The following is a 12,549-nucleotide window of genomic DNA, read 5'->3' on the forward strand; positions in this document are numbered from 1 at the left end:
GGGGAGATTCCAGCCGTTTCTGGCGCGCGGGCCCGGCAAGATCCGCCGGACAGACCCTGGACCGACAGTGCTGCTCGAACTCAGGTTCTGGCTCAAGTTCTGTGGTCCGTGACTGTCGGTCACCGGTTAGATCTCGAAGAGGGTTTCCTCTTGTGGCGGGATCGGAGGGTTAAGGACATCGCGGAGGCGGGTGATGTCCTGGCGCCATTTCGGGCCGTCTGAGGCTTCGCCCCACAGCTCGGCGAGTTCAGACAGCTCGGCGACCACGTGGTCCAGTGTGTCGACGGCGAGCGTTCGGAGGTCTGCGGGGAACTCCGGTAGCGGCTCGGATGGACCGTAGATCGAACACGTCGGCTCGCCGTAGGGGTGCTGTGCCACGACCAGGGCTGCCGCGGCCACGGCTCGCTCGGCGTCGGGGGCGTCCAAGTAGTCCGCAGGGTCGGCGGCGCGTTTGAGTACGCTGCGGATCATGGACTCGCGTTCTTCCACGGCTGCCTCGTCCAGGTCGCCGGCGAAGTCGGCGGCGGTGTCGTTGTCGAAGGGGCCGATGTCCCAGGTGCCCATATGATCTCCTCGCGTGGCCGTCCGGGAATCCTCGCACTGGCCACCGACGGTGAGGTCACGAGGCAAGCAGTACCCGCTTGCGCAGGAGCTTGAAGCCAGCGCGTCCATACATCTGCCGCTTGATCATTTTGATGCGGTTGACGTGGCCTTCCACGACGCCTGAGCTCCAGGGAAGGGTCAGGCCGGCCGTGACGGCTGCGAGGTCGCGTGCGAGGCCGTTGGTAAAGGTGTGCAGACTGGGCAGGTCGTCGGCTCGGACCGCCTCTATCCACTCGGGGAGCCGTTCTCCCTGGAGCTGGGTGATCATCTGCCCGAAGAAGCGGACGTGCCCGGCGAGGGCGTCCAGTTCGGGGCAGTGGGTCAGAACGGACTTGAGCTTGATTCGCTCGTTCTCCGGAAGCGCGTCGGGATGGGTCAGGATCCACCCGGCAACAGTCCTGGGAGATGGCGGTCGACCCCCAGGCACTGCGTCCCGGAAGGGACGAAGGTATGCACGGACGGCCCCGTATCCATCTGAGTATTCGTGGGTCTGGATCTCCTTCCAGAGGGTCCAGGCGTTCGTGCAGCCCTCGGCCCACCGCTCGTGCAAGTACGGCTTGAAGTTGTCGAGCTTCGTCCTGCGGTTTTGCCACTGCCCTTGGAAGAGATCTGCAGCGGATCCACCGCTCTGCCGGTTTCGACGTCGACCAGCACAATCCCGTAGACACGGCCCTTGCGCATCGCGTACTCGTCGATGCCCACCGCTCGCGGGGCCGACGGTTGAGGGTCAGGCATCGCATGACCAGCCGAAGTACCGTGCTGCGGCTGACGGAGATACCGAAGACCGCAAGGCGGGCGCCGGCGCGGCCAGCCAAAGGCGAGACCCACCTTGGCCAAGGCCGAACGCAGTGGCTCAGTCCGCTGACCGTGACGGCGGGTCAGTCCGGGGATCTGCTCAACGAAGGTCTGCCGTCCGCAGGAGGTGTCCGCGCAGACGAACCGGCGGACCTGCAGGCGCAGCACCACACGCCTTTCCGCGCTTGGAAGGTCGGCAGGAAAACGCAGGTAGTACCCGTGAATCCGGGCATCCTGCCAACGCCCCATCGGTTCCCGCCTTCCCTTTTCTTCGCCGCACCCCACGCGCAGCGGTGTCACTTCTGCTCGACAATCACGAGCCGAGTGATCACCAACTGACGCCGGAACCCATCGACACACCGTTCCCAGAGATCGACGACGCCAGCGGGCGGTACGCAGGGACAGGTGCCGGACTGTCTATAAGCACTTCACGAAAGAACCGCCGCGACAGGCCAGCCGTCCCAGGGCAGGGTGGCCGGTACCGGGGCACCGCGACCGCGACCTGGACTGTGAAGTGGCCGCGCCGGCTCTCGGTGACGGCGGAGAGTTCACCGAGACCCGGCAGGCAGCGTGCAGCGCGCGGGTGGTTGATGTCCAGGTCCTGTGAGAAGCCGGGCCGCCTGAGCCGGATTGGGGACCGCCGCCGGGTCCACCTCCTCGTTGACTGCCGGGGTGTTTCACCTGATCCCGTTGAGAGGGTTCTCCGCGAAGTACCCTTTTTCAACTGCCGTGTTGAGCACTTCGCTGAGTGCAGCCCGCTTCCGCCGTGCCGTTATTGCCGCAGCGGCCTTGCCGTCCAACTTGCGACCCAGCGCATCAAGCCGCTCGTCGCAACACGTCGGCTTCCGCAAGCGCACTCACGGGCAGGGAGTTCCAGTGATCCAGTCCAAATCCTTCTGCCACTCTTCGACTGGTTCTTGGTCCCACGCGTTCTTGTTGAACGCCCACGAATACAGGGCACGTCTCAGTACCCGCGGCTCGAGGTATGACGCGCTGGGTTGGACCAGCGCAGGCGCGATCGCGCCAAAGGCGTCGGCCAGAGTACGGCGCGTGTTTTCCTGACGTTCGTTCCCAACTTGGAACCGGCTCAGCCGACCAGGGCGCTGGCGCGTGTCGCGGAATCGGAGGTTGTAACTCATCGTCAAATTTCAGAAGCGCTCTTGCACGCAGCCCACCAGGCATCCAAATCCGTTCGGCGGCAGCGGAGTTCGCCATTGGGCAGTTTGATCATTCGGGGTGCCTGGCCGCGGGCGCGCAGACGGTAGAAGGCCACGTCAGTGTGCGGTCGGTGCAAAGAAACCGGAAGGCGGCACCGGGCCCTTGCCGACGACCCGGACGTCATTCCCTTACCCGCGCAGCGCGTCCATCGCCACGACGTCCTCAGCGGGCTGATCCCTGAGTACCGCAGCACTGCCTGACGAAGATCACGACGGTCCGGAGCACGCCCCGCTGGACCGGTACGGGGCTCCTCCTCTCCCTTTGCCCCGGTTTGCTACGGATCGGCTGGTGGTCGGCCGTCCGGAAAGTTGCGACACATCTGCGAATGTTTTCGTGACCGTAAGGTCCGACTGACGAGACGTCAAGGGATTGCGCAGCGCGGACGAAAGCGGACGGGCGCGATCGGTGGAGGGCGTCGAAATGTTTCGGTAGTCAACCCTGACGATCATTCATAAGTTTCGGTGAACTTTCGGAAATGATTCATTGACTGCCGCTCTGCACCGAGCGCATACTCTCCACCGATCGGCACCTCCCCGTAATGGACACGACTCCATACGGTCACACCCGTCCACCTGGCACGTCCACACGCGCATGCCCGGAGCCGGAAAGCAGGGTTGCAGTGATCGTCACTACTTCGCGTACGTGCCCGACCCTCACTGTTGCCACGGCCGTCCTGCCACTTCGCACCAATTGTGTCAATTACGATAGATCAGGGACTTCCACGATGACGAGGAAAACACGCAGCGCGACGGCTGTCGCGATCGGCTTGGGCATCGCACTCGTTGCCACCGGCTGCGCCGGCGGCAGCGACGGCAACGGCAGCAGCGGTTCGTCCGATGGCAAGGTCACGTTGACCGTCTGGGAGAACGCGCAGCCCGGGCCCGGTGCGGAGTACTGGAAGACGGCGGCGAAGGCATACCACTCGCTGCACCCGAACGTCACGGTCAAGATCCAGGCGGTCCAGAACGAGGACCTCGACGGCAAGCTGCAGACCGCGCTCAACTCGAACTCCGCCCCGGACATCTTCCTGCAGCGCGGTGGCGGCAAGATGCAGGCCATGGTCAACGCCGGCCAGCTCCAGGCGCTGAACCTCACCGACACCGACAAGGCAAATGCAGGCGCGGCAGGTGTCGCGGGCTATTCGATCGACGGCAAGGTCTACGCGATGCCGCTCGACACCCAGCCCGAGGGCATCTACTACAGCAAGGACCTGTTCCAGCGGGCTGGCATCACCTCGACGCCGACGACGATGGACGAGCTCGAGGCCGATGTCGCGAAGCTGAAGGCGATCAAGGTCGCGCCGATCGCGGTCGGTGCCAAGGACGCCTGGCCGGCTGCGCACTGGTACTACAACTTCGCCCTGCGCGCGTGCAGCCAGGACACCATGAAGAAGACTGCCAAGTCGCTCGAGTTCACCGATCCGTGCTGGACCAAGGCCGGCGACGACCTGGCTTCGTTCCTGAAGGTCGACCCCTTCCAGAAGGGTTTCCTGACGACCTCGTCGCAGCAGGGCGCCGGGTCGTCGGCGGGCATGCTCGCGAACCACAAGGCGGCCATGGAGCTCATGGGCAACTGGAACCCCGGTGTGATCGCCGGCTTGACCAAGAACCAGAAGCCGCTTCCCGACCTGGGCTGGTTCCCCTTCCCTGCCGTGGCCGGTGGCCAGGGCGACCCGACCGCCATCATGGGTGGTCTCGACGGATACTCGCTGTCAAAGAACGCACCGAAGGAGGCCCTTGACTTCCTCGAGTGGCTTGTGACCGAGGACCAGCAGGAGGCCTACTCCAAGGCCTTCTTCACGATCCCGGTGAACAAGGACGCCCAGGAGGTCGTCACCGACCCCTTCAACGTCTCGGCACTGCAAGCCTTCAACAAGGCGGCCTACTCCATGATGTTCCTTGACACCGAGTACGGCCAGAACGTCGGCAACGCCATGAACACCGCCGTCGTGAACCTGCTGGCCGGCAAGGGCACCGCTGCCGACATCGCCAAGGACACCAACGCTGCCGCCGCGAAGGGCTGAGTAAGCAGACGATGAGCAACACCCTGGGTACTGACACGGCCACCGGCCGCCAGTCGCAGGGCACGCCTGGAGTCGGGGGCGCGGCCGAGTCCGCGTCCCCGGCTTCGCTGCGAGCGGCTGCGCGCCGCCGCAGCCGTGCCAAGATGCGACTCGAGATCGCGGTCCTGTCCGGACCCGCGATCATTATGTTCTTGGCCTTCGTGATCTTCCCGGTGGCGCTCGCTGCGTTCTACGGCTTCTACCGGTGGCACGGCTACGGAGCGCCCACCGACTGGGTCGGCCTTAACAACTACAAGCTGATCCTCACCGACCCCGCGTTCCAGCAAGTTCTGTGGCACAACGGCCTGATCCTGGTGCTCTCACTGGTCATCCAGGGCCCGCTGGCGATCATCCTCGCGCTCCTGCTCAACCAGAAGATCCGCGGTCGCTCGATCATCCGCGTCCTGATCTTCGTCCCGTACGTCATCTCCGAGGTCATCGTCGGCACCGGCTGGAGCCTGATGCTCCAGAGCAGCGGCGCCGTCAACGACCTGCTGCAGCACATGGGCCTGGGCTTCCTGCAGGCTGAGTGGCTCTCCAACCCGAAGCTGGCCATCTGGACGCTGATGGGCATCATCTCGTGGAAGTACATCGGCTTCGCGGTGATTCTGATGCTCGCCGGCCTGCAGTCGATCCCCGAGGAGCTCTTCGAGGCCGCTCAGATCGACGGCGCCTCCTACTGGCAGATCCAGCGCCGCATCACGCTGCCCCTGCTGGGGCCGACGATCCGCATCTGGGCGTTCCTGTCGATCATCGGCTCGCTGCAGTTGTTCGACCTCGTCTACATCATCTGGGGTCCATACGTCGCGGGCACCGCGGGCACCTCGACCATGGCGATCTACATGGTCGCCCAGGGCCGCAACGCGGGCAACTACGGCTACGGCAGCGCCATCGCGGTCGTCATGTTCCTGATCTCGCTCGTCGTCGCGCTGATCTACCAGCGCTTCGTCCTGCGCCGCGACCTCCAGGGTGCCGTCACCGAAGGAGCCATCTGATGAGCGCGACAACGGGCAACTCCTGGTTTTCCTCCGCCGCGGCGCCGAATGCGCCCATCGGCCGTCGCGGCAATCGTGACAAGCCGCAGAAGTGGGGGAATCCCTTCACCTACTTCATCGCGCTGCTCTTCATCGGGGTCTGCATCGCGCCGGTGCTCTACATCGTGCTCGGCGGATTCCGCACCAACTCGCAGATCAGCACGAGCCCGGCCGCCCTACCGCACCCCTGGGTCGTCAGCAACTACATCAGCGTCCTGAAGTCGGTGACGTTCTGGGGTGAATTCGCGAACTCCATCATCGTCGCGCTCGTGAGCACCGTCGGCACCGTCGTCCTCGGCCTGATGGTGAGCTTCGTGCTCGCGCGCTACGACTTCAAGCTCAAGGGCGCGATGTATTCCCTGTTCGCCGCCGGCCTGATGTTTCCGATGGTCATCGCGATCACCCCGCTGTACATCGTCATCAAGGAACTCGGCCTCGTCGATAACCTGTTCGGCGTGATCGTCCCGCAGATCGCCTTCGGCCTGCCGACGACCGTCATCATCCTGGTGCCGTTCCTCAGAGCCATTCCGAACGAGATCGAGGAGGCCGCCGCGATCGACGGTGCAAGCCGACTCGGATTCTTCTTCCGCATGGTGATCCCGCTGTCACTGCCCGGTGTGGTGACGGTCGGCATCCTCGGGTTCATCGGCAGCTGGAACAACTACGTCCTGCCCCTGTACGTCCTCAACTCGCAGGCGAACTTCACCCTGCCGCTCGGCGTCCAGGCCTTCTCCTCGCAATACTCCGTGGACACCGCGAGAGTCCTCGCGTTCACCTCACTCGCAATGCTCCCCGCACTGATCTTCTTCGCGATCTTCGAGAAGAAGATCGTCGGCGGTCTCACCGGCGCCGTGAAGGGCTGAAACCGGCACCAGTATCTGCACCGGACCGTCTCAGGCCTGCCCCTGCCGTACGTCCGGCAGGGGCAGGCCGCTGATCGGCGGCATCGCTCAGCCCGCGGCGCGCCCCGCGCCATCCCACAGAAAGGACCATTGAATTGCCTCGCGCCCACATCGAGCTCGACAAGCAGGCCGTCATCGCTCCTGTCCGACGCCGCACCTTCGGCTCGTTCGTCGAGCACCTCGGCCGCTGCGTGTACACCGGGCTCTACGAGCCGGAACACCCGAGCGCGAACGATGAAGGGTTCCGCATGGACGTCGTCGAACTCGTCAGGGAGCTCGGCAGCACGACCATCCGCTACCCGGGCGGCAACTTCGTCTCCGGCTTCCGCTGGGAGGACTCGGTCGGCCCGCGCGCGAAGCGCCCGGTGCGCCGCGACCTCGCCTGGCACTCGCTCGAATCGAACCAGGTCGGCCTCGACGAGTTCGCCAAGTGGCTCAAGCTCACCGAGTCCGAGCTGATGCTGGCGGTCAACGTCGCCACGCGAGGCATCCTGCCTGCCCTGGACCTACTCGAGTACGCCAACCACCCGTCTGGCACGGCGCTGTCGGACTTGCGCATCGCCAACGGCACGCCGGACCCGCACAACGTGCGCATGTGGTGCCTCGGCAACGAGATGGACGGACCGTGGCAGACGGGCTTCATGACGGCGGACGACTACGGCAAGATCGCCGCCCGCACCGCCGCCGCGATGAAGATGGCCGACAAGGACCTCGAACTCGTCGTCTGCGGCTCCTCCGGGTCCGGCATGCCGACATTCGGCGACTGGGAGCGCACGGTGCTCGAGCACAGCTACGACTATGTCGATTACGTCTCGTGCCACGCCTACTACCAGGAGCACGACGGCGACCTCGGCTCCTTCCTCGCCTCGGCGATCGACATGGACTACTTCATCGACACCGTCGTCGCGACCGCCGACCACGTGGGGTACAAGAAACGCTCAAACAAGAAGATCAACGTCTCCTTCGACGAGTGGAACGTCTGGTACCTCAAGGAGCACCAGGAGTCCGAGGAGGTCAACGACAAGTGGCGCTACGCCCCTCGGCAGCTCGAGGACATGTACACGGTGGCGGATGCCGTCGTCGTCGGCAACCTGCTGATGACGCTCCTCAAGCGCAGCGACCGCGTCACCTCGGCATCCCTCGCGCAGCTCGTCAACGTGATCGCCCCGATCATGACCGAGCCCGGCGGCCCGGCCTGGCGGCAGACGACCTTCTACCCGTTCTCGATCACGAGCCGGCTCGCTTCCGGCGAGGTGATCCGGCCCGTGATCGAGACGCCGACGTACAAAACGGCGCGCCACGGCGAGGCATCCGTCATCGACGCCGTCGCGACCGTCGACGAGGACCGGGCCGCAGTCTTCCTCGTCAACCGCGACCTGAGGGAGGCCGCGCAGGTCACGATCGACGTGCGCAGCCTCGGCTCGTCGCGCATCGTCGAGGCGGTCACGCTCGCCGACGCCGACGTATACGCGAAGAACACGCTCGCCGAGCAGCACCGGGTGACCCCGTCCGCAAACACGAGTGTGACACTCGTCGACGGCGTGCTCACCATCGAGCTGCCACCGATTTCGTGGACGGCGATCGCCCTCCACTGAGCGACGACACGAAGTAGATCTGACGCCGTGACGGATTTCTGTCGCGGCGCCAGATCATGTCACCGCATACTCACTCGGAACGTTCGCAACTCAACGAGCCCGCTCGCGACTGTTGGGAGTTCACGGCCCGAACGCCGGGATCCGAGTGGGTTGAGTAGGTAGGAGCCGGGGCCGGATTCGATGATGGTGCCGTGGAAGGTGAGGTGGTCGACGATCGCGGGGCGCACAGGCGCAGGTCGGTGAAGGTCTTCGTCGTCCTGGATCAACCAGGTCGAGCGCTGGCCTGCTGACGGACAAGCTGATCCGGCGAGGCGTCCACACCTCCGTGAAGGCCCTCGAGGACGACATCAAGGCCTGGGTCGACACCTGGAACCAGGAGCCCAGACCGTTTACCTGGACCAAGACCGCCGACGAGATCCTCAAATCCCTCGCCGACTACCTCGCCAAGATCAACCCATGCAGCCAGCCCAGGGGCATTGCGTGATTGGGATTGGTCCGGTTCGCCGGTCTCGTGAGTGACGTGGCGTCATGTCCGTTGTGGGGCAAGGGGCCCGGGAGAGCAGAGCAGGCACGGTGCTGGTGATCATGTGGTTGTCGAGACCCATGAGAACCGAGCGAGACCGTGCCTGCCCGAACATCATCGCCCATCCCTTCCGCACTGGAGAAACTGGGTTCCCCGACTGATCCCCTCACCTCAAGCGATGTCGCTGACCTGCGGCGTTTCCTGATCCTGGTCGCCGATCCCCGCGATGCGCGAGGACTGCGGTATCCGGCCCTCGCGTTGCTGTGCGCAGCCGTCTCGGCGGTGCTGACCGGGGCTCGCTCGCTCATCGCGATCAGCGAGTGGATCACGGATGCCCCGCAGCATGTGCTGGGCGTCCTCGGCTTCGCTGCCGATCCACTTACCGGTCTGCGGCCGGTGCCGCACGCCGCAACCGTGCGCCGCCTGCTGCAGCGTGTGGACGGTGACGCGCTGGACGCGGCGATCAGCGCGTATCTGCAGGCCAGAACGCCGCCCCCGGTCGAGCCGGAGGCGGAGAAAGGGCCGGTGCGACGGGTGATCGCGGTCGACGGCAAGGTGGTCCGCGGATCGCGAACCGCAACGGCCGCGGCGATCCAGCTGCTGGCGGCGATGGACCACCACGGCGTGGTCCTGGCCCAGCGGCAGGTCGCTTCCAAGAGCAACGAGATCCCCTCCTTCGCGCCGTTGCTGGACGGTCTCGAGCTGGAGAACACGGTGGTGACCGCCGACGCACTGCACACCCAGCACGACCACGGGGCCTATCTGACCAGTCGCGGCGCGCACTACGTGGCCGTCGTGAAGAAGAACCATCCGGGCCTGTACGCCCAGGTCAGGAAGCTGCCCTGGCGAGACATCCCGCTCGGGCACCGCACTCGCGACCACGCCCACCACCGCGACGAGATCCGCCGGCTCAAGGTCGCCGCGTTCAGCCACCTCGACTACCCCGGCGCCCGCCAGGCGATCCAAGTCGTACGGTGGCGACGCGACTTGAGCACCGGGAAGCTGACCATCGAGCGCGTCTACCTGATCACCAGCCTGAGCGCCTTCGACGCCACCTGCACCGAGCTCGCCACCTGGATCAGAGGCCACTGGGGAATCGAGAACCTCCTGCACCACGTGCGGGACCGCACGTTCCGCGAGGACGACTCCAAGGTCCGCACCGGCACCCTGCCTCGCGCCATGGCCTCCCTGCGCAACCTCGCCATCAGCGTCTTCCGCCAGGACGGCCAGACCAACATCGCCGCCGCCCTCCGCCACACCGGCCGCGACTACCACCGGCCCCTACGAACCCTCGGTCTCACGTGACGAACCCAGACAGATCTCGATCATGCAATGACCCTGGCAGCCAGCCGTCAAAGGAATAGTTACCCTCGCGATTTCCCGCGCAACACTGGGCTCAATGAGGGAGCCGTCGGGGGCTCGGCCTTGATTGCCATGATGCGTGACCAGCAAAGGAGCACCCCCGTGACAGACGCGACGTCCTTCCTGCTCGAACGCCTGCACGCGGCCGGCCTGACCGACGTCGTCGCGGTCGAGCCAGCCGCTGGAGGCCTCGCCGCGACCGCGGGACTCGCGCGCCGCGGTGACGGCACGTCGATGTTCGTCAAGGCGTTCGGCGAGCCGCCGTCGGACGACGCCTTCGCCGCGGAGGCCGAAGGGCTCACGGTGCTGCGCACGGCGGGCGGCGTCGCCACGCCCGAGATCATCCTCGCGGACCGCGACCTGCTCGTGCTGTCCGTGCTGCAGCCCCGGCCGGGCATCGAGGCCTTCTGGGAGCAGCTCGCGCATGCGCTCGCCCACCTGCACACCACCACGCGGTACCCCCGATTCGGGTGGCACCGGGACAACTGGCTGGGCCGTCGTCGGCAGGTCAACACCTGGGATGACAACGGGTTCGAGTTCTTCGCCCAGCACCGTCTGTTGCGCTGGCTCGGCGAGCGTCGCGTCCAGGACGCGCTCGACGCCGCGGACCGGGCGGCACTGGAGCGGCTGTGCGACCGGCTGCCCGAGCTGCTGCCGGTCAGGCCCGCGTGCCTGACGCACGGCGACCTGTGGGCGCTGAACGTCATGGCCACCCCCGACGGGCAACCCGTGCTGATAGACCCGGCCGTGTCGTACATGTGGGCCGAGGTCGACCTGGCCCACCTGTGGACGACGGCGCCGCCGTCCGAGGCGCATGTGTTCTTCGAGCTGTACGCCGAGCTGACCGGGCTCGACCGCGACTGGCGCGAACGGATGCCGATCCTCCAGCTACGCCAGCACCTGGCTGTGATCGCCCAGTTCGACCCCGACTGGGGCGCCGCCGCCCTCGTGCACGCCACGCTCGCCCCGTTCCGGCGGCGGTCCTGAGCTCAGCTACCCGCGTCGACGGGGGATCCGCTGCACAGTTCCGGACAACGTCGACCAGGCCGCCAACCGCAAGAAACGCGGCTGGCGCGGCGGCCGGCCGCCCGAGTTCAACAATGCCGACCAGAAGGGAAGGCACACCGTTGAGTGCGGCATCAATCGCCTCAGGAGTGCCGTTTTCAGGCAGCGCTTTCCGGCCGGGCCACAGCCACCACGAAGACCGCCAACGGGCCGGTAATGACGATCCGGATCTTCAAATGGCCAAGAGCTCTGCGGGCAAGTCGCGGTCACAGGCGATAAAGCAGCTCAAGGCCGTCCTGGTCTCAGCAGACCGGCTCTGCGCGAGCCGTTGAGCGGCCTCAGCAATCCCAAACTCATCCGCCGGTGTTCCGAGTTGGGTAGGTTCCGGACCGCCCCGGCGGCTGGTACACCGTCCCGGATCTCGCCTTCCCGGAGCCCTGGGCTGCACCTCGACGTTCCAGCCCGTCGAGGTGTATTCCTTTCCCGCCTGAGCCGTCTCGTCGACGTATGACGTCGTCCCCCGGTGAGGTTCCGGTCGCTCAGCCGATGGTCCACCGCTGAGTGCGCGCATTGCGGTCACACATCGTCGTCCGGTAGAGGCCGCCAGTGGTCTGGTAGAGGCAGAGGCGGGTCGCCGTGTTCCGGAGCATGACTGCACTTCCCGCCGCGGGTTGGACGACTTGCCACAGCTGGTTGTTCCCACCGTTGCACCCGTTGGCGTAGACGTCCCCGGCCGAGTTGCTGTCGAGGCAGTGGCCCCATGTGTAGTTCTGGAGTGTCGAGGACGTGTTGGTGGTGCCGGTCCACCGCCAGTACTGACCCGGATAGCCGATCTCGCAGTCCCGGGACCATAAATCGTAAAAGGAGTTCTCCTCGATGCACTCCTTGTACTCGTAGTTGGCGAACCGGTCGAGGCTGGTCGCTGCGGTCTCAGCGGCGGTGGCCGTCCCCGGCATCGCCAGGGGCAGCGGCATGGCGAGCACCACTGCCGACCCGATGACCGACACGGCGCGCCTGATTCTTCTCCCGAAAGCGGGCATGATCGATTCCTCTCAATCGTCGCCTGGCTCCCCTGAGTCGGCACCGGCACATGGTCGCAGGTGATTGCCATGATCGGGACCCGTATTTGACCGAGGCACGGACGGCACGTGATCCATAAGATAATTCACGCAATTGCGGTCAGAGCCCTGAAAGTGTCCGCCCAACACGGAAGGGGCTGTCAGAGGCGCGCGGCACTATCAGCAGATGGCCGCCACACAAGCCCGCCGCCGTACCTGGATCGCCTCCGGCCGGCCCTGGACCTGATCGAAGTGGATTTCCTGAAGGTCCTCGCGGATTCGCAGATCCGGAACGTCGATCCGAACCGCCGGTCCAGCGGCATCGTGTACTTCGGTGAGGTGGGGCTGGGTACCCAGCGGCCTCGAACTCGAGGCGCGAAGGATGGAACTGC

Annotated in this window: 9 protein-coding genes and 3 pseudogenes; 8 read left to right on the forward strand and 4 right to left on the reverse strand. The window is 65.7% G+C overall.

Annotated features, from left to right (window positions below; all coding sequences use genetic code 11):
* Nucleotides 1-126: 126 nt before the first annotated feature.
* The 3 genes and pseudogenes from OHA03_RS41700 to OHA03_RS41710 all read right to left on the reverse strand — a co-directional run.
* Nucleotides 127-564, reverse strand: coding sequence for a DUF4259 domain-containing protein (locus OHA03_RS41700; protein ID WP_267009152.1), 438 nt, complete (start codon nucleotides 562-564; stop codon nucleotides 127-129).
* A gap of 55 nt (nucleotides 565-619) precedes the next feature.
* The gene (locus OHA03_RS41705) at nucleotides 620-1,030 is read right to left on the reverse strand and encodes a transposase (protein WP_267009153.1); all 411 of its coding nucleotides are present in this window, start codon (nucleotides 1,028-1,030) and stop codon (nucleotides 620-622) included.
* Nucleotides 1,031-2,539: 1,509 nt separating this feature from the next.
* Nucleotides 2,540-2,668: pseudogene (locus OHA03_RS41710) on the reverse strand (helix-turn-helix transcriptional regulator); the annotation flags it as partial.
* A 672-nt stretch (nucleotides 2,669-3,340) separates the two neighbouring features.
* Between OHA03_RS41710 and OHA03_RS41715 the strand changes: the two are divergent.
* The 8 genes and pseudogenes from OHA03_RS41715 to OHA03_RS41750 all read left to right on the forward strand — a co-directional run.
* Entirely contained in the window at nucleotides 3,341-4,639 is a 1,299-nt protein-coding gene (locus tag OHA03_RS41715; protein ID WP_267009154.1) for an extracellular solute-binding protein, read from the forward strand.
* Between the two features lie 11 nt (nucleotides 4,640-4,650).
* Nucleotides 4,651-5,673, forward strand: coding sequence for a carbohydrate ABC transporter permease (locus tag OHA03_RS41720; protein ID WP_267009155.1), 1,023 nt, complete (start codon nucleotides 4,651-4,653; stop codon nucleotides 5,671-5,673).
* A complete protein-coding gene (locus OHA03_RS41725; RefSeq protein WP_267009156.1) occupies nucleotides 5,673-6,575 on the forward strand; it encodes a carbohydrate ABC transporter permease in 903 nt (300 codons plus the stop codon). Before OHA03_RS41720 ends, OHA03_RS41725 begins: the two co-directional genes overlap by 1 nt.
* A gap of 134 nt (nucleotides 6,576-6,709) precedes the next feature.
* Nucleotides 6,710-8,209: an alpha-N-arabinofuranosidase gene (locus tag OHA03_RS41730; RefSeq protein ID WP_267009157.1), complete on the forward strand. Its 1,500-nt coding sequence runs from the start codon at nucleotides 6,710-6,712 to the stop codon at nucleotides 8,207-8,209.
* Nucleotides 8,210-8,455: 246 nt separating this feature from the next.
* A pseudogene (locus OHA03_RS41735) lies at nucleotides 8,456-8,693 on the forward strand (IS630 family transposase); the annotation flags it as partial.
* Between the two features lie 138 nt (nucleotides 8,694-8,831).
* On the forward strand, nucleotides 8,832-10,037 hold the full coding sequence (locus OHA03_RS41740) for an ISAs1 family transposase (RefSeq protein ID WP_267007269.1): 1,206 nt from the start codon (nucleotides 8,832-8,834) through the stop codon (nucleotides 10,035-10,037).
* Between the two features lie 159 nt (nucleotides 10,038-10,196).
* Nucleotides 10,197-11,081, forward strand: a complete 885-nt coding sequence (locus tag OHA03_RS41745) for a fructosamine kinase family protein (protein WP_267009158.1) — start codon at nucleotides 10,197-10,199, stop codon at nucleotides 11,079-11,081.
* 67 nt (nucleotides 11,082-11,148) lie between these two features.
* Nucleotides 11,149-11,247, forward strand: a pseudogene (locus tag OHA03_RS41750) (IS5/IS1182 family transposase); the annotation flags it as partial.
* A gap of 391 nt (nucleotides 11,248-11,638) precedes the next feature.
* Here the strand turns inward: OHA03_RS41750 and OHA03_RS41755 are convergent.
* Nucleotides 11,639-12,139: an RICIN domain-containing protein gene (locus OHA03_RS41755; RefSeq protein ID WP_267009159.1), complete on the reverse strand. Its 501-nt coding sequence runs from the start codon at nucleotides 12,137-12,139 to the stop codon at nucleotides 11,639-11,641.
* Nucleotides 12,140-12,549 lie beyond the last annotated feature (410 nt).

Origin of the sequence: Streptomyces sp. NBC_00154, assembly GCF_026342835.1 — a bacterium.
Lineage (GTDB): Bacteria > Actinomycetota > Actinomycetes > Streptomycetales > Streptomycetaceae > Streptomyces.